A 19,209-nucleotide genomic window follows, 5' to 3' on the forward strand; every position below is an offset into this window, starting at 1 on the left:
CCGAAGCACGACGATCTCGATAATGCTTATCGATGTTCCGATGCTTATCAAACAACAAAGACGTGAAAGGAATAAAATTAACAAACATTGGTATGGCAGCTAAGTAGATTTTGTTATTTGAAAATAATATACATTTCGTAAACTATACATCAGCCAACGCGCAGTCCTACCTAATAGGTATACAGGGTTGCTATCTAATTTTCCTTTTCAAATATTCCAGTTCGATTGGATACAACCGAACCAAACCAAAAGGAATTAATACGATATTGATCTGTTTGCAACTATATACCGACAAACCAACAAAATCAGAGATTACGAGCTCAAATAGCTTGCACAATTAGTTAATTTTACACAAAAATAATTTCAGATGTCTGAATTCCACATCATAGAAGTTTTTAACGCGTTCTCTGCTGGTGCGCTATTTTTACTGGGAACCATCACCTTTATTAGGCAAAATGATGCACTCGTTAACGCAAATCGATGGCTGGGAGCATTTTATGGAATTCTTGCCTTAACTTTCTGTCAGCTTTTTTTAGAACATATTAAGATAGCCAACGCGCTGTTAATACACTTGTTAGAAATACCACGATGGGCGATGCTACCCTGTTTATATGTCGCCGTGTGTCATCTTACTTCATCTGCTGTTCGTAAATCTAGCCTGATGATGCATTTCTTTCCATTCCTACTTTTTGTTATTTATTCTATAATATATGTGATTCCCGATTTGTACAACCGACATGAGTATATACTAAAGCTACCAACATGGGTGGGAGGGATTATCCGATACTTCTTCTTTGTACAGATGATTTGCTATTGGATACTTTGCTTTTTTGATCTTAGAAAGCATAAACAAAAACTAAAAATGTTGGCTTCATTCACAGAAAAAATAGACCTAAAATGGTTACAGTATCTACTCCTATCCGTATTACTGCTACTCGCCGTCCGCATATTGAGTATATCTGTCACCCAAATCAGCTCCTTCTCCCCCATCCTATATTTTGTCGGTATTATCTTCTTGGCCTATGCCAGCCTAGCACAACAATCGATTTATGTTACCGAAGCCATGCCGTTGCATGAGCAAGAAGAAATAGTGTTGACAAAAGCATTTCATGAACGACTTACTCCGGAACAAGTCTATGAACTTAAAGCATGGGTCATTCGCAAAACCCAAGAAGAGAAGCTTTACCTCGATCCTGGTCTGACCCTTTCTGTGCTTTCCCGGCATATCGGCATCAGCAGCCATGAACTATCCTACGTACTGAACCAAGGTATTGGAAAAAGCTTTTATCAATTTATCAACGAATTGCGAACCGAAGAAGCTAAATCACTTTTGCTATCCGAGGAAAACAATCATTTAGATATGTTAGGCATCGCTATTCGAGCAGGTTTCAACTCCAAAACGACTTTTTACACGACGTTCAAAAAGCTAACCAACCAGACACCTAAGCAGTATCTACATCAACATAAAACACCTCCGCAACCCTGAAAATTGTCCAATTGTATCCATCGGGACTAAATTCTTTTGCTCGTGTAGTATCCTTGTTCTATTAAAAATTTAAAAAAATGAGAACAAAACACACACAAAAGCCCATGTTCGCCACAAGGATGGCGATGGGCATTGGTAGCCTTTTTCTTTTTGCAGCAATACTTTCGCTACCACTTCAGGGGCATTGCTCGACAAGCGTTTCAGACCTTATGCTACATAAGCATAGAATGGAAACAGGCAATGGACTTGAAGAGTTTCTAGGCATATATCAACTACCGAATAAGATCGCCTTTATTTCCTTTACCCTAGACGGGGATTCGCTGTTAGCAACACAGCTATGGGACAATAAAAAGTACCGGCTTAGTCAGATCGACGAGGTAACCTTTGAAACAAAAGAAGATGGCCAGCAGGTTGTATTTCAGAAAGATTCCTTTGGTATGTACAACAAAGCTACATTACTTGGCAGAATTGCCACTGTGAAAGTTGCATTTGATCCTAGAGTTGTCCAGCAACTAACAATCGAGCAACTAAAAAAATATCAAGGAACCTATGTATTGCAGGATGATGGTCAGTTTGAGATTGAAATCAGGTCTTCAGCAACGGGACTAATCTTAAAACAGCTTTGGGACAACAAAGAAATTCATTTCAGCGCACGATCGGAAACTTTTTTCCTAAGCAAAGACCACAGCTTTCCATTGACATTCTTACTGAAAGGCACGCAAGCTATTCAGGTTACGTGTTTTGCGGATGATATATGGAAGAAAGTAAGTCAGTAACTCAGTAAGATGCGACAAGCAATCCACAAATTCCTTTGTATCCTATTGTGTTCTATTTGCTGGCTTGCTGAAACTGCGCCGCAACAAGTGTCCGATCAGGATTATCATTATGCGATTTTAGATCCGCTGTACCACGCCGGAACTGGCCCTCAGGTGCTATTTGATGAGGCTCACCACAATGGAGTCAGCCTTCGTGGAACATACGCCGCATTTGGCAAACTACTCGAAGCTGACGGATATCGGATAGCTAGCACGCGAGAGAAAATAAGCAGGCATTCTTTAAAAGGGGTAAGCATATATGCTACGGTCAACGCGACGTATGACTTAACTGATTGGAATCTACCCGCTCGATCTGCATTTTCCGAACAAGAAATAGCGATACTCGTTTCTTGGGTAAAATCTGGCGGAAACCTGTTGCTGATTACCGATCACATGCCCTGCGGAGGAGCCATTAGCCAACTCGCTGCGGAGTTTGGGATAAATGTAATAAATGGATTTGCAGTTCGAATAGATGGAAAACCTGAGATTTTTTCAAAAGCAAGAAAAACACTTCATTCCAGCCAACTTACGGAGAACAGAACAATAGATAGCATCATGTGCTGGGGCGGAACAGGTTTTCTAGTTCCGTCCCATGCACACGTTGTTTCTACTTTAGGCGCAGACTATAAAATCTACCTTCCAAGTGATATTAAGCAGATGGAAAAAAAAAGGAGATATGATTCCATTCCTTTTATTACGGGAATTGGATTAGTCAATGGCGCATACTTAAATTTCGGGCAAGGCCGCATTTTCATTTATGGTGATGGAGCGCCATTCTCGGCACAACTCCAGGGCATACATAGTGAGAAACGCGGTATAAATCATCCCTCAGCCACAGACCATCCACAATTTATTCGAAATATTATACACTGGCTTGATCAAGGCTTTCTATGAGCGAGTATGGAGCCCATGATGCATTTGGCTATTGGTATGAAAAATAAATGTTTAGCTTTTAATCAGGTGTTTAAGATCCGGATCCTCAGCAATACGACTTAACTCGCGCTGTATAATAAGCACGACATCCTGCTTAATGCGCAGGTAATTACCTTCAATGGCCAATTCCATTTGATCCGTACCATCTTCTGCGATAAAAGAGACGATATCAGGAATCTTTTGATAGGCCTTACTTTCCGCAGCTACCCGCTCATTATCGACCACAATCTCCGCATGGAAGATCTTCTGCTCAATACGCTCATCAAAATTATCCGACACCGCGCCAACAAACATTCCTTGGGTCAGGGTTGCAATCTTGGAAGCCGGAATAAGGCTGTCAAGTTGTGTAGATATAGAAGTAGACTTGTCACTGCGATTGATGGTCAAGCTCTGCCGTTTTTGAAGCACTTTGCCAAAGCGCTCGGAGAGACTTTTTGCGGTCTCTCCGACCACCTGACCACTAAAGACATTTCCTACCGTATTCTGAATCACTTTGCTCTCCTTGTCCCCGTAGTCTCTCGCTAATTGGGAAAAATCCTGAAATCCCAAACAGACCGCGACTTTATTACTTCGCGCTGTGGCAATTAAGTTATCCAATCCCCGGAAATAAATAGTCGGCAGCTCATCAATAATCACCGAGCTTTTAAGCTGCCCCTTCTTATTGATCAGTTTAACGATCCGCGAGTTGTAAAGTCCCAATGCCGCCGAATAAATATTCTGTCTGTCGGGATTATTGCCCACGCATAGGATTTTGGGCTCTTCGGGGCTGTTGATATCTAGCGAGAAGTCATAACCTGTCATTACCCAGTAAAGCTGCGGAGAAATCATGCGGGAAAGTGGAATTTTGGCCGAAGCGATCTGCCCTTGCAGTTGATCCTGCGCTCCACCCTGCCAAGCATCCATAAAGGGAGAAAGGTAATTTTCCAGCTGCCCGTAAGAAGTTAGTATGGTGAAGACATCCTCGTACTTTTTGTTCAATAGCTCAATGGCATGGGGAAAGGTGCAATATTTCCCACCATCATAAATCTTTAGAAACCATATAATGGCAGCCAGTAAAATAATCGGACTCTCTACAAAGAAATCTCCCTGCTTTTGTATCCATGATCGGTTCAGGTTCAGCATGATCGTATAAGCTGCCTCATAGGCATCGGAGATATCGGTCATAAAAGCCGGGTTGAGCGGATTACAGCGGTGACTTCGGCGCGGGTCATCGAAATTAATCACGTAGAACTTGGGCTTTACGGTATAACCAGCGCTATGCTTGAGTAAGTGGTTATAAGCAATGGTCGAGAGGTCATCGAACTTAAAGTCATAGATGTACATCGAAAAGCCCTTTTCAATTTGCTGCTTGATGTAATTATTAACGATGGCATAGGATTTACCAGAGCCTGGCGTTCCAAGCACCAGCGTCGCTCGAAACGGGTTGACAATATTGATCCAGCCGGCATTCCATTTGCCCTTATAATAAAACTTAGTGGGCAGATTCACCGAATACTCGTTTTCCATGAATCTAGTTTCCTGCAAGAAGCTCTCGTTTTCATTATTAAATACATCTTCCATTAGATTAGTCTGCAGCAAGCGGCTGATCCATGTGCCGGCAACCATCAAAAGAATGTATCCAAGCGCGCTAATGAGGATGTACATAATAGCCAAAACCGTAGTCTGTGAGCGGAGCATTAATACGGAAAAAAAATACAGCAGACCACCTGACAAGCCTAGCCAGCTAATCTTAGCCCAAGTGACCTTTTCATGCTTTACACCTTTGCTTCCTAAACAGCTAAGCGCAAGTAGCAACAGCGCGCCAATCTTACTGTAGAGCGGATCAGCAAATAAACCCGCCGTGCGATTAAATCCCATTAGGATCCTGTTTAGCAGATCAAGCGTCCAGCCCTGCCCTAAAAATAAACTATGTGCGTACCAGTAGAAATGCATAAGTAGCAGCAGAATGCTCACTGCCCGCATAAAAGCCATGATCTTGGCCAGTCCACGAATATCGTCTTCTCCTTGCATTGTTTTAGCATCTATGATTAGACGCACAAATTAATGCCTACAGATAAAAGGTAGTCCGATACCAGCGGCAATGGCCTTCTTTGGCCGATATCGGCTGCTTTGCCGTGCTGTAGACAAATCATCTAGCAATGATTAATAAGCGGCCAACATAACACCAATACATTTTAGTATATTCAGCACTGAAATATCCCTTGTGACGATTTGGGACGAGGCCGCGGTGTATATGAAATCCCAAGCTGCCAATCAACTCGTCACATAGCTGTAGTTTAGAAATTATTAGAAAAAATCCCGTGCAAAGCAAAAGAAAGAATCCCGCGGTCTATTTTGAGATCCCCGTTGAAGACATGCAGCGAGCCATACACTTTTACCATACACTTTTTAGCTTCACCTTCGAGCGCGAGCAGCTTGATGGTTATGAGATGGCTTTCTTTCCACTGGATGAGCAGCTGCCCGGGATCACTGGAGCACTTGCCCAAGGTGATGTTTACATCCCCTCTAAAAACGGAGCGATACTCTATTTCCATGTAGATGATATCGATGATTCGTTAAACAAGGCAAAGGAGCTTAAAGCAGAAATACTTTATCCAAAGACACTAAACACTGCGTACGGATTTGCCGTGACAGAAATAGCCGATAGTGAAGGAAACCGGATAGCCCTAAAGCAAAGCCTCCGTGATTAAAGGCAGCTACAATAGCGCATTACAATTTCCTTCGTTTGTTCTTTCGACGTTTTTTCATGTTGTTTGCGAATTGCTGCTCCTGCTGATCCTCGTAATCTGAACCGGACAAAAGCGCCTCAAAAAGTCCAAAAGCAGTGTCAGCAGTCGAATCACGGAATGGATCCTTAGGGTTAAAGTCGGCTGACTCCCTCGTGCTTACCTTACCAAGGGTTTCATTTCCTTTATTATCAGCATCCTTCTTTCGGTCGCTATACAGTTTTTCGTTTCCCGTTGCATTCCCCCAGAGTTCATTAAAAATATTGGCCGAGTAGTCCCGTTCGAGCCGGGAGCCATTAAAAACAGTCTTTAAGCGGTGGTCTACGAAGGTAATCCCATAAATCCTTCCTGACTCATTTCTTCGAAGGACAAGATCGACGCCCTGCTGTGCTAATGCGGATCTATAGGAGGCTTCATTTCCTTTTAGGTGTAAAGCTCCACGCAGTACTCTACGCAAGCTATCTTTCGCTTGGTAATCACTTAGAGAGATTTGGCTTTCCTTGATCCTCTTCTCGATAGCATCTAAACTCGCATAGTCACCGAAAACGGACGATTTCAGCGGAGGCCCCTGCTTCTCTCCCACTTCATCCAGCCCCACATACTGAACCCTAGCATGAACCTGTCCATTTATATGGCTATCCACCAGCTCTGCGGTCACATTGAATAAAGAAAGTAGCGTATTAAATTCTTTGAAAGTTTGAAAGCGATATTGCGGTATCAAGACTCCAAGTACCGAAGAAATTTGGCTTGTGATATTCCCCGTCTGGTAATCCACCGGCTTTGCAACTTTCAGCGATGCACGAGGAGCCTTATCCGCAACCTGCTGATCCCAGCCAAATCGTCGTTTGATCACTTCACACAGCTCCATCGAGCGGCGCTTTTCAAACTTGTCCGATATTTTCCGTCCATTTTCATCTACGCAGGTTGATACGATATGAATATGTGTCCTTGCTATATCACGATGCTTAAAAACAATGTATGGCTGCTGCCCATAACCCATTCCTTCCATATACTGCTTGGCCAGCTCGCAAAACTGCTCATCACTGACCGCAAATCGAGGATCAGGATTGAGCGAAATATGCAGCGCATACTTCTTGGTTTTCCGGTTAGCGGCTAGATAAGGATCAAAAGAGCGCATCAGTTGCGGGACAGTATGTTTACCATCCCGCGTTTCGATGATCTTGTTTAGCAGTAATATCTCCGCTTTTCCCTGATCAACTTTTTGCTGATTATAGCGCAGGGCAGCATACAACTTATCACTTCGAGCTATTTTAGCGATCATCTGATCTGTTGATTAAAGGATACTTCTTTTCAAACTCATCGATCAGCGCAATAATTTGCTGACATAAAGCTGCCAGCTGCGCAGTTTGCTTTTCGAGTTTATAGAGGCGCGCTGCTGCTTTTTTCTCGGAGAAAGTCGTGTAAAGTATCTTTACAATCTGGTTATAGTTCACACCAATCGCGCGAAACTGATTGTAAAAACTCGTCAGCCGCATATAAAAATCGACCGTTCCCTTATCGATCTTCACCATCCGCAGCTCTCGGGAGAACAGCCAAGAGACAATAAAATTCGCTTTATTCGGCGCACCCGACTTCTCAAACATGGCCAAGAACTTCACATTTTCCTTATCAGTCAGCCGAAATACATAACGGTGCAAGGCCGGATTATCCGTCAGCTTCCTTCCCTTATTGGTTGACATTTTCTTTGCATTAATTTCCATATAGCTATCCTTTCATCATTTATAAAAACCCTGACTTTGGAAGGTTTTTAGCCCCGCTCAGGGCAAGTGGTCTTGAGGCACCAAAAGTATTTTGAGTGCCTCAAGACACAACTTGCCAGTGTTCAAGGGAACACTACTGTCCGCCCGCCCGAAAAAGCGGAAGCGGATAAAAATGAACTATCTAGAAACTCGTACAGGCCGCCCAAGCGCAAGCGGGGCTAGAGACCTGCTCGCACAAACCTTCCAACTCTACTAAATACAAAGTAAGCGCATGGCTAGTCTTAATTCGAGTAAACCAAAAGGCCATAACGGGTCCGCACAAGTCAAACTAGGACATGAAGACAAATCCCCCAAAATCAAATCCTTTCTTTGTTTAAAAGCAACATAGTAAACAGTATAGCAAATAAGAACACAGAAAAACCAAATGGTAAATCGTAGAAATAGTAAAAAATAAAAGCATTAGGTTTTAAAAGCATAAAAATGCTAAAGCATAAAAGCGGGCAAGTAACCTGCAGACCTGCACTACACAAATTTGTAAAGCTAACTAGCCATACAAGCAAATGAGCAGTAAAGCATGAAGATAATTAACAGGTAAAACATATAGAAAAGAATAAAAGCGCACACTTTACCTGCTAAACAATAACAAATACAACAAAGCACATAACAAGCATGGAAACAAGAAAAGAACCTTTAAAGATCAGCATCTCCACGCAAAAAGGAGGCGTTGGTAAATCCACGATGACAAGCCTGCTAGCGAGCGTACTGCATTACCGAATGGGATACAATGTTCTGGTCATCGATTGTGACTTTCCGCAGCACAGCCTAAACAACATGCGGGAGCGAGATCGCGTTAATATTATGCAAAATCCGTATCACAAAAAGATGGCGATGAAGCAGTTTCAGGCAATCAACAAAAAAGCCTATCCCATTATCCGCTCCAAGGCCGAGCGAGCGCTAAAAGACACCGCTGAGCAAATTGCTAAAAGCAGTCCGCAGCCCGATATCATCTTTTTTGATCTTCCAGGCACCGCCAATACCAAGGGCGTACTGACTACCTTAAAATCGATGGACTACATCTTCTCCCCGGTTACAGCGGATCGATTGGTACTGGAAAGCACGCTCGGGTTCACCAAAGCTTTTATGGGATTGCCCTCTAGCGAGCAAGAGGGTAAGGAGCAACAGATATGGCTATTTTGGAACCAAGTAGACGGCAGAGAGAAGACCGGCCTATACGAAGCTTACCAAATTGTCATCGAGCGGCTGGATCTTTCGCTCATGAAAAGCAGAATAATGGATAGCAAACGTTTTCGTAAGGAAACCGAAGCTACGGGCAGTTACGTCTTTCGATCGAGCCTGCTTCCTGCAGAGGCTCACCTGTTGCGCGCAACGCGGCTAGATTTGTTTATCGAAGAATTTCTAAGAATCACTAAACTATAACTTGACAAGTATGGCGAGAGAAAATAATAGCAATAAGGATAAGCAAAACGATGTAGATGAAGAATATCTCATGAACATTATCAGTGGAGAACAGCCTCCAACTACGGAGCCAGAAATGGAAAAGGTACCAAAGACAAAAGCTCCAAAAGTAAAATCGGAGCATCAAAAGTCAAAACCCAACTATCAGGAAACATTTTTGGTCAACCGGTTTCCATCCGGCCGTAACGGTAAAGTTGTCTATATCCGCGCAGAATACCACGAGCGATTATTGCGTATCGTGCAGTTAAGAAGCGACGATAGAACGACACTTTATTCCTATATCGACAATATATTGCAGCAGCACTTTATCGATTACGGCGAAGATATTACCAGTTACTTTAATGAACACTTTAAACCCATCTTGTAATCATGCAGACATTAATCACATGCTGTCTTTGCTTGATAATCTTGCTACTGCTATCCGAAAAATTCGAAATTTGGCGCAAGACAAGCAAAAACAACACTCCAGCGAAAAATAGAAACCCCTTACCTGAGATCATAGGTCGACCCAAGGATAATTTTATCACGCAAGCAGAACATTCCGTCAAGAATCTACAGCCCCTACCAACCTATAAAGTAGAAGACCTCGACATTGAGCCTGATGAAAACGAAGCGACCAGCTTTCGCACCGTTGAGAGTGAAGTAAATCAAAAGGATAAGGTTATGGATTTAGAAGATGAAGAGGAGGAATTGGCAATATACGCAGCTGCCGATGAGGCTGGTTTTGCACGAGGGGTAACATTTGACGAGTTGAGCGAGGTTGCTACACTCGTTCAATCGGATAATTTATCGGCTGAAGACAAACAGACGATTGTACATGTAATAGCTAAAGTGAAGGATACAGAACTATTTACCCTTTTGGAGCAATCGATAAGTGCATATTCACAGGATATTGCTGATTATTTAAACGACCAAACTAAAGACGAGCAATCCACGGACACTGGCAATGAGCGTACCTCACCATTTGATATTGACAGTTTTCTGTAGAAAACCAGCAGAAACCACACGATCTAGCCTTGCGAAACTACTGTTGCAGAATATTTAATGGATTTTTCGTGTAAAGGTTATATAGGAGATAATTACCGGTAAAACTATTTGCACATGCACCAATATTTATCATATAGTTTGCTAATTGGTGCGTGAGTAAACCAACGAAGCTCCCTCCTTCAGCTTTTTTGTGGCAAGACCGAAACGTAGCTATTTACTTTTTCCTATTTTTACAGCATATTAATAATTCGATCATTAATTTTAGTGCGCTAAAAAAAAGCATAAGCATACCATCTTAAGGCTCGCCCCTATGGAGAACGACTTTTATCATAAATTTATAAGTCCGCCGGATACACTTGCCGATTTCGTGGAGAATCTAGGCATGTTTTACAACCCCACAGCGACGGAAAAGCCTGTGGTGATTGTTCCAGATGGTCGCATTGATCTTTTTCTTACAAAATCGCGTAGCGCTGGCCTGCAGCTTACATTGGTTGGACTAGAAACCTTTCCAGAGGAACGCTGGATACCTCCCGGAATCGTTCACTATGTGATCAGCTTCAAACCCCTGGCGGTTGAGTATATTCTCCAACACCCCATTGCTGCAATTCTGAATACCGCACAAGTCTTGGCTCCCAACTTTTGGGGTTTTGTGGAGGAGGATCTAACCGACTTTAGCACCTTTTGCGACAAGGTATCTGCAAAAATTACTGATCTACTCCCCGCCACTATTGATCCGCGTAAGCGTAAGCTGTTTCACCTCCTCTACGGCTCAAAGGTAGACATCACTGTACACCAGCTGGCGGAGCAAGTGGGTTGGAGTAGCCGACAAATGAATCGATATTTTACCCAACAGCTCGGTCTCTCTTTAAAGGCCTATGCCAACATCCTACGTTTTAGAGCATCACTAGAACATATCGCACAGGGTCGGCTCTTTCCCGAACTTAATTTTACCGATCAAAATCACTTTATTAAAACGATCAAGAAATTTGCCGGTGTAGTACCGAAGGAACTTTCCAAAAACAAAAACGACCGATTTATACTATTATCCGTTCTCAAGCAGCAGTAATTTTGTGCTGTACTTAATTGAGACAGTATGTTACTAGCAAATAAAAAAATCGCTATCGTGGGCGGTGGCACTGGAGGCTTAACATTGGCTACACTTTTACAAGGTCGTGGTGCCGATGTGCAGGTATATGAGCGTGATCTAAATAAATTCGCACGTGTGCAGGGGTCACCGCTTGATTTGCATGAAGAATCGGGTCTAGCCGCCTTAGCGAAAGCCGGCCTCCTAATAGCCTTTAAAGAAAATTACTTACCCGGTGCTGATCGAAAATTGATCGTGGATGAACATGCAAAGATCTTTTTCAGCGATCACGAGAGCAAAGTCGAAGAAAACTTTGGAAACCCTTACTTCCGACCAGAAATTGATCGTGGCGCATTACGCAAGATCTTGCTGGATGCCCTTGCCCCAGATACCGTAGTATGGGATTGTAATTTTCAGCATATGGAGCAGGCTGGTCAAGGCTGGCTATTGCATTTCAAAGACCGAGAGTCTCTTTACGCGGATATAGTGATTGCTGCCGAAGGTGCCAACTCTAAAATTCGTCCGTATATCACCTCCACAAAACCGTTTTATACCGGTATCTGTATGTTGGAAGGCAATGTTTACGACGCAAAAACAAATACACCGCAAATACACGCCCTGCTTAATGGTGGTAAGATCATGGCTTTTGGCAACGAAAGAAATATCTTGATGGGACAAAAAGGAAACGGCGATATCGGTTTCTACGCCAGTTTCAAGGCTGATGAAGATTGGGTGACAAGCAGCAGACTGGATTACAACGACAGGCAAGAGGTATTGGCTTGGTTCAAGCAGGCGTACCCAACCTGGAGCGACATATGGGCAACACTCTTTGAGCATGCGGCGTTGCCGTTTATCCCGCGACCGATCTATTGTATGCCAGCAAATAATGCGAACTATGGATTACCCAACTTGACCATGCTAGGAGATGCAGCCCATGTGATGCCGCCTTTTGCCGGCGAAGGGGTCAATATGGCGATGCTGGATGCGCTGGAACTCAGCGAGGCCTTAACATCGTCTGACTATGAATCGATTCAAGCGGCCATTGCCTCATTCGAGCAGAAGATGTATAGCCGGGCAGCTCTTGCCGCGCAGGAATCCTTGGATAATGGCGAACGTATGCACAGTCCCCAAGCCTTAGCCCATATGCTGGCCTTATTTACCAGTCATTAAGCGGGCACCAGTTGGTTCATTTGTAATTCTTGGCATAGCATTTGCGTATATTACGTAATTCATAATTTAGGTTAATAATTGGTTAGTTAGTAAAAAATCCTGAAGCTCCCCGCTTCAGGATTTTTTGTTCAAATTTGGCTTTGGACAGCAAAATTTCCGCAAGTGTATTGACGATCAGTGGAACAATGGCAACAAACCCAAATTAAAGATACAGGACAGCCCAGTTGCCAAAACGATTAAAAGTAGCTGGGTATTTTTAGACGGAATGTCCGCACATCGGAAGGGATTGTTCCCAAGCGTAATGAAATATAGGAAAGTTGGTAATAACGCCTGCTAAGTTATCGCAGGCTCAACCTAACGTCGCCATTGTTTTCTGTACAAAATCATACCATTTACGAACAAATGCAAACCCGCACGCCGCTTATTATGGTTATGTTTGCCATAACAGCAAAACACCTATAAACCATGAAAACAATTATAGAATACATGACCCTTGCTCTTATATTTTTTAACTTATTTTCCGTATCAGCGCAGCATGCCACGCCCGAGACCAATCCCTTGATGTCGGGATACCACACACCTAATATGTACAGTACCGGCACACAGATCGAACGCATAACACAAGCTATCCAAGATGCTCAAGGCAGTACTGGCCGAGTTATCATTCCCGCTTACGATGTAGTTTCGCGCTCCAAAACCTGGTTGATAGACCGAGCCATCTTGCTTCCTAGCAACATCGAATTGGTATTGGATAACTGCACGATCAAACTCTCTGACCAATGCCGCGACAACTTTATTCGCTCTGCCAATGCAGGATTAGGCATCACAGATATTAAACCCCTCCACCACATCCGCATCCGCGGGATGGGAAACGCTGTGCTGGAAGGAGCTGACAACCCGCGCTCAACAGGTGACCACAACAAAACCCTATCTACTGATCCTAATGGCAACTATAAACTATCTTACGGTAGCGACGCAGGAAAAACAGGTGAAAATCAAAAAGGAGGCTGGAGAAATCACGGAATAATCCTTGCGCATGTAGATCATTTTCAGATCAGTGGTGTAACACTCAAAAACTACCATGCTCATGGTATCGTTTTAGAGCGAGCGCAACAAGGAAAGATCATGGATATTACCTTTGATGTTCGCCAAGCGGTCAACGTAAACGGGCATGACAAACAGGTCCTCAACCAAGATGGTCTAGGCGTCCGATTCGGTTGCAAGAACATCATCATCGATAACTGCCGCGGTAAAAGTGGCGACGATTTTATCAATATCGGGCTAACAGACACACAGGTGTCTGCAGGACAGGAAAATGTTAATGTGGTCAGCGGGTCTATCTATCGGGGCAAGTCGGATGACATCGCAAACATATATCTTCAGAATTGGCAAGACTTCTACTCGCTATCTCACCGCGCGATCCGCATCATGCCCGTTGGAAAACTGCGAATCAGCAATATCTTTATTGATAACATGATCATCCCCCCGCGATCACGTCAAGGTCTTGTCGCTGAATATGCAGAAAATATCCAAGGGCTTTTTGTCCGCAATTTGGTGACGCACCATCCAATTATCAGCAAAGGTATCCGTTACGCGAGCTTCCGTAACATACTTTACCATGGACAGGGAAAAGCCATCGATGTGGTGCCCACGGACAGCGTACAGATTGAGCACGTGTTGAACGTCCCCGAATAGATTTCATTTTAGCCAAGAGGATTCGTGAGTTTCGTACAAAACAGCCAAGTAGCCTTAAAAAAGGGGGTTAATGTACAAAAATGAACCTTTTCCGAACAAACCAATACCCTCGACACCTAGGTCTTCAACTAATTTTGTCCTATGCCAAGGCCGCAGTAAGGTCTTGGCACACCAAATATAAAGCTATAAAATGCTCGACCGCTTGAACAGTAGATCGAGTTATGTAACAATAAACCTTAGTGCCTATTGAAACAAACATGATCTAGGAAGACGAACCTGCACCCTTGGGCGCTAAGCGATAATGAAGGCTGAAGATCTGCTTCTTAGAATACGTTAACCAAAAATAAATCTATGATAACAAAAATTCACAAACAGCTGATGGGCTATGTCTGGATCGTTGTGTTGCTAACTATCTCCACGACCGGTAGTTACGCACAACAAACACCGATCAAAATCTTTGGAAAGATCACCAATCAAAACGGAGAAACGCTGTCGGGCGTAACAGTAAGGGTAAGGAACAGCGAGGTACAGGTCATCTCGGATCCGGAAGGGAACTACAATATAGAAAGCCCCGTGGGGTCGACCCTAGTGTTTTCCTTTGTAGGCTATGATACGCAGGAGGCTCTCGCCCGTGCTGCGGGCACGATGGATATTAAACTGTCTGGCGAGGGAATGCTCGATGAGGTCGTGGTGGTAGGCTATGGTACTGCCCGCAAAAAAGATCTCACTGGAGGACTTACCGTTGTAGGCAAGGAGCAGCTGGAGATGGTATCAAGTCCCAATTTAATGGACAGGTTGGTAGGTCAAGTTGCCGGCCTAAATATTACAACATCAAATGCTGCTCCTGGGCAAAGTCAGTCTTTGCTGATCCGCGGAGAAAATTCGCTTTCGGCCAACAATAGCCCTTTAATCATTCTCGACGGAATCCCCTACAGCGGCTCGCTGGTAGACCTCGATCCCAACAGTATTGAAAACCTGACGGTGCTTAAAGACGCCTCTGCCGTAGCGATCTACGGATCTAGGGGATCCAACGGCGTTATCCTTATTCAGACCAAACGCGGATTTGAAGGCAAACCACAGGTAGCTTACAAAGGATTGTTTGGCGTAGCAGAGCCCATGCAATACATCCAAGTAATGGGGCCTGAGGAATACATCCGCTTACAGCAGGATATCGGACGGCTACGCGAAGGACTCAGCGGCGAGCTGTTAGATCCCATCGCAGGTAACATTATAAGCCAAAGCGAACGTCAGAACTATGCAGATGGCATCACGCACAATTGGCAGGACTACATATTCCGCAGAGGGTTGACCATGGACCAGCAACTAAGTTTCTCTGGCGGAACGAGTGCCACCAAATATATGGCCGCAGCATCCTATCTCAATCAAGAAGGCGTGGTCTACAATTCCAAATTATCTAGAATAAATATCTCCTCAAATGTCGACCAAACGTTCAACGATTGGCTGACCACTGGGATAGGTACCCAGTTTGTACAGCGGGGTGATGGCGGTGTAACGCCGAATATAGAACATGCCATAAAGCAGAGCCCTTATGGACGTTACAAAGACGATCTGGGCAACTACGTTCCCGAACCGATGGAATACTCGCTGATCACCAACCCTATGTTAAATGTAAACGCGGATCAAGAACGCATAAACCGCAACTTTTTTATAAACGGTTATGCAAACATCAAACTTCCGCTGGAAGGACTATCGTTTCGTTCCAACCTAGGATACAACTATCGCAGCAATTTCACGGGAACCTACTATGGCCGCGACACGTTCATCGGGCGCGAACAGGGTAGCCAAGTGGGGGGCAGTGCGAGCATCAGCAATGCCCACAGCACTGACTACACCTGGGAAAATGTGTTGCGCTACGAGCGCGAAATTGGAGATCACCGCCTTGATGCCACAGGTCTATTCAGTCTGCAAAAGACAAAAAATGTCTCCTCAGGGCAGAGCGGACAGGGCTTTGTCACCGACAATACAAGTTATTACATGATGGGAACAGCCGAACGCAATCAGGCCATATCTTCTGGACTGTCTGAAACGGCCATGCTGTCTTACATGATGCGGCTGAACTACAGCTACAAAGGAAAGTATCTCGCTACTCTCACAGGTCGTAAAGATGGAGCATCGGTGTTCGGAGTGAACAACAAATATGCATTTTTCCCGGTTGCAGCTCTCTCGTGGAACGTTGCTGAGGAAGGTTTTATCAAGGACAATGTCGACTGGATGAACATGCTGAAGCTGCGTGTTTCCTACGGTGCAAACGGCAACCAAGCGATAAGCCCTTATCAAACCCTCGACCGTCTGTATTCCAGTGTCAAATATATCTGGGGCGATGCCGGACTACCGATAAACACAGTTTATCTGGCTGGAGACGGCGTTGGCAACCCCAATCTAAAATGGGAAACTACCTATACAAGTAACTTCGGTCTTGACTTCCAATTTTTCAACAACCGATTGGGCGGAACGGTAAATGTTTACCGATCAAGGACCAAGGACTTGCTAATGATCCGCACGGTGCCCATCATGAATGGCTTCAGCAGGATTTGGGATAATATAGGTCAAACGCAGAATCAGGGTATCGAGATCGAGCTGAATGCAGCAAACGTGCGAAAAGACAACTTTCAGTGGCACACTAATTTCAATTTCTCGCTGAACCGTGATAAGATCATCGAATTGCGGGGTGACCAAAAAGACGACATCACCAACCAATGGTTTATCGGAAAGCCCCTGCGTGTATTCTATGACTACAACATGGTGGGGATATGGCAGCAGGATGACGCCTACTTCACCACCGATGCCAACGGAACTGAACGCGAGATACAAACCGGAGCTACACCGGGATCGGCCAAACTGGAAGATATTGATGGCAACGGATTCATCAACGCCGATGACCGAAAGATCATAGGTTCGAAGATGCCCAGCTTCACGGCTTCTATCGGTAACCGGATTGCCTTTCATGACTTATATTTCTCGTGCCTGGTCAATGGTGTCTTTGGTATGTGGCGCGAGGACAACTTGGCAAATATGGGCTCTTGGACTTACGGTATCACCAACTACGTGCACAATGCAGATTACTGGACACCGGAAAACACCGCTGCGGAAATTGTATCACCTGGGTATATCAACACCTTTGGACACGGATATTACAAAAAAGTAAACTACGTCCAGATCAAGAATATAACGCTGGGATATAGAATGGGACAAAGTGTAGCACAAAAGGTAGGACTGCGAGCCATCGATGTCAACCTTAGCGTTAACAATGCACACACATTTTCAAACACCCGACAAGTACTCAACTATGACAATGGGTGGATGGCCTCCTACCCAACCGCTCGCTCTTATATGCTGGGATTAAACTTGACTTTCTAATTAAAAAAATACGGACAACATGAAACGCAAATATAGTATCATTTACACTCTTCTACTGGCGCTAGCTCTAGGAGCTTGTGGCTGCAAAGATTTCTTAGAAGAAGACCTCAAATCACAGCTTGCTCCCACCAACACCTTCACCAGCACCTACGGATTTGAGGTGGGCTCAGCAGGGCTTTACGCGCTCACCCGTTCTGAATACAATACCTTTGGTGAAGGCGGTGCGTTCCTGCACAACAACGCAACACCGTACGAGGCGCTTCAAGCAGCAACTGACATTGTCGATGTGATCAACAGCGATGCCTCCCTGACCGCATTCGCTAACCTTACCTTGACTGCCCAAGAGCGTTTTGTTCTTTCTTATTGGAACTGGTCGTACAGCGTCATCTCTTCGGCCAATGAGATCTTAATGTATGCCGACATCAATACCAATTGGGATAATGCTGCAGACAAGGAACGCTTTCAGGCCGAAGCTCGGTTCTTCCGAGCCTATGCCTATCGCACCCTGCTTTACCTGTATGGTGATGTACCTTATGTGGAGACCATACAATATGATTTCCAGTTGGACTTCACCCGAACGCCGCGAGCCGAGGTCTTGCAGCGCGTAGTGGACGATCTGACCTTCGCTGCCCAGCACCTACCTGGGGATCCCGACCAACTGCAAGATGGCAAGCTAACAAAATGGGCAGCGTACCATCTGTTAAGTGAGATGTATTTGGCCCAGAAGGAGTATGCCTCGGCAGAACAGGCAGCCCTACAGGTTATCAATAGTGGGTATTTCCAGTTGATGAATGCCCGTTTTGGGAAAGGCGCTGACAAGCCAGGTGACGTGTTCAGCGATCTTTTTATCGAAAACAATCAAAATCGCAAAGGAGGAAATAAAGAAAGTATTTGGGTTTTGCAGTTTGAATTTAACACCATTGGTGGTGGCACTAATTCCGACGACTGGACACGCCGCGCATGGAGTCCCAAGTACCAAGATATTTCGGGTTTTGTATTGGCCGACACACTTGGCGGAAGGGGACTGGCACAGATTATCCCGATGAAATGGTGGATCGGTACCAGCCGCACCAATGCCAGCGGTAATGCACCGGGCATCTTCGAAGCAACGGACATCCGCAATTCCAATTATAATATTAAGCGTGATTGGTATTACAACAATAGTAACAACGCTGCGCTCTATGGAAAAAAAGCCGTCATCACCGAGCAGACTTGGTTTTCGACAAAATCTCTCTTTCCTGCACTCACCAAGTTTTTCTACGGGCGAGCGGAAAACCTAGGCTTGACTGGCAGCTACAAGGACCGTATGAAATTCCGTTTGTCAGAGACCTACCTCCTACTCGCCGAAGCGTACATCGGGCAGAACAACCCATCAAAAGCGGCAGAGGCGATCAATATAGTGCGAGCAAGAGCAGGTGCGAGCCCAGCAACAGCAGGCCAAGTTACCTTAGACTACCTCTTGGACGAGCGCATCCGAGAACTTGTGGGAGAAGAAAGCCGCCGGTTCACGCTAGTGCGCACCGGCAAATTTCTTGAACGTGTTAAAGCATATAATGGCCTCGTGGGCAACAAAGTACAGGAGTACCATGCACTATGGCCCATACCTCAGGCGATTATCGATGCAAACAGAGACGCTGTTTTTACACAGAATCCCGGTTACTAAAGGTCTATGTGCAGCAAAGGGTTATGCAGGAAAATAGCGCCATGTGGACACGCTTATAAAACTATAGAAATACAC

The 19,209-nt window shown here is 44.6% G+C and carries 15 protein-coding genes; 12 read left to right on the plus strand and 3 right to left on the minus strand.

From position 1 onward, the window contains the following. Window positions 1–862: 862 nt before the first annotated feature. The 3 genes from SCB77_RS01605 (at window position 863) to SCB77_RS01615 (ending at window position 3,195) form a co-directional block, all read left to right on the plus strand. Complete coding sequence (locus SCB77_RS01605; RefSeq protein WP_320184686.1) at window positions 863–1,486, plus strand: helix-turn-helix domain-containing protein; 624 nt, start codon at window positions 863–865, stop codon at window positions 1,484–1,486. Window positions 1,487–1,563: 77 nt separating this feature from the next. Next, window positions 1,564–2,262, plus strand: a complete 699-nt coding sequence (locus tag SCB77_RS01610; protein WP_320184687.1) for a hypothetical protein — start codon at window positions 1,564–1,566, stop codon at window positions 2,260–2,262. A 9-nt stretch (window positions 2,263–2,271) separates the two neighbouring features. Beyond that, complete coding sequence (locus SCB77_RS01615; protein ID WP_320184688.1) at window positions 2,272–3,195, plus strand: hypothetical protein; 924 nt, start codon at window positions 2,272–2,274, stop codon at window positions 3,193–3,195. Window positions 3,196–3,246: 51 nt separating this feature from the next. On the opposite strand, the gene mobC is transcribed toward SCB77_RS01615, so the two are convergent. Beyond that, window positions 3,247–5,244: a conjugal transfer protein MobC gene (gene mobC, locus SCB77_RS01620; RefSeq protein ID WP_320184689.1), complete on the minus strand. Its 1,998-nt coding sequence runs from the start codon at window positions 5,242–5,244 to the stop codon at window positions 3,247–3,249. A 290-nt stretch (window positions 5,245–5,534) separates the two neighbouring features. Between mobC and SCB77_RS01625 the strand changes: the two genes are divergently transcribed. Next, window positions 5,535–5,924, plus strand: coding sequence for a VOC family protein (locus SCB77_RS01625; protein ID WP_320184690.1), 390 nt, complete (start codon window positions 5,535–5,537; stop codon window positions 5,922–5,924). Between the two features lie 19 nt (window positions 5,925–5,943). Here the strand turns inward: SCB77_RS01625 and mobB are convergent, their stop codons facing one another. Further along, window positions 5,944–7,242, minus strand: coding sequence for a conjugal transfer protein MobB (mobB, locus tag SCB77_RS01630; protein ID WP_320184691.1), 1,299 nt, complete (start codon window positions 7,240–7,242; stop codon window positions 5,944–5,946). Further along, on the minus strand, window positions 7,232–7,681 hold the full coding sequence (gene mobA / locus SCB77_RS01635; protein WP_320184692.1) for a conjugal transfer protein MobA: 450 nt from the start codon (window positions 7,679–7,681) through the stop codon (window positions 7,232–7,234). The genes mobB and mobA overlap by 11 nt, the downstream gene beginning before the upstream one ends. A gap of 669 nt (window positions 7,682–8,350) precedes the next feature. Here mobA and SCB77_RS01640 point away from each other — a divergent pair. From SCB77_RS01640 to SCB77_RS01675, 8 genes are all read left to right on the plus strand, one after another. Continuing rightward, a complete protein-coding gene (locus SCB77_RS01640) occupies window positions 8,351–9,118 on the plus strand; it encodes a ParA family protein (protein WP_320184693.1) in 768 nt (255 codons plus the stop codon). Between the two features lie 10 nt (window positions 9,119–9,128). Further along, entirely contained in the window at window positions 9,129–9,524 is a 396-nt protein-coding gene (locus SCB77_RS01645; protein WP_320184694.1) for a DUF3408 domain-containing protein, read from the plus strand. Window positions 9,525–9,526: 2 nt separating this feature from the next. Beyond that, window positions 9,527–10,144: a hypothetical protein gene (locus tag SCB77_RS01650; RefSeq protein WP_320184695.1), complete on the plus strand. Its 618-nt coding sequence runs from the start codon at window positions 9,527–9,529 to the stop codon at window positions 10,142–10,144. Between the two features lie 310 nt (window positions 10,145–10,454). Further along, window positions 10,455–11,210, plus strand: a complete 756-nt coding sequence (locus tag SCB77_RS01655) for a helix-turn-helix domain-containing protein (RefSeq protein ID WP_320184696.1) — start codon at window positions 10,455–10,457, stop codon at window positions 11,208–11,210. Window positions 11,211–11,237: 27 nt separating this feature from the next. Beyond that, window positions 11,238–12,398 carry an FAD-dependent oxidoreductase gene (locus tag SCB77_RS01660; RefSeq protein WP_320184697.1) on the plus strand — a complete coding sequence of 387 codons (1,161 nt, stop codon included), beginning with the start codon at window positions 11,238–11,240 and terminating at the stop codon, window positions 12,396–12,398. A gap of 465 nt (window positions 12,399–12,863) precedes the next feature. Next, window positions 12,864–14,093 (plus strand): glycosyl hydrolase family 28 protein, encoded by a 1,230-nt coding sequence (locus SCB77_RS01665; RefSeq protein ID WP_320184698.1) that lies wholly within the window; start codon window positions 12,864–12,866, stop codon window positions 14,091–14,093. 351 nt (window positions 14,094–14,444) lie between these two features. After that, a complete protein-coding gene (locus tag SCB77_RS01670; protein WP_320184699.1) occupies window positions 14,445–17,471 on the plus strand; it encodes a SusC/RagA family TonB-linked outer membrane protein in 3,027 nt (1,008 codons plus the stop codon). 19 nt (window positions 17,472–17,490) lie between these two features. After that, the gene (locus SCB77_RS01675) at window positions 17,491–19,134 is read left to right on the plus strand and encodes a RagB/SusD family nutrient uptake outer membrane protein (protein ID WP_320184700.1); all 1,644 of its coding nucleotides are present in this window, start codon (window positions 17,491–17,493) and stop codon (window positions 19,132–19,134) included. The last annotated feature ends 75 nt before the right edge of the window (window positions 19,135–19,209 follow it).

Source organism: Sphingobacterium bambusae (assembly GCF_033955345.1).
Taxonomy (GTDB): domain Bacteria; phylum Bacteroidota; class Bacteroidia; order Sphingobacteriales; family Sphingobacteriaceae; genus Sphingobacterium; species Sphingobacterium bambusae.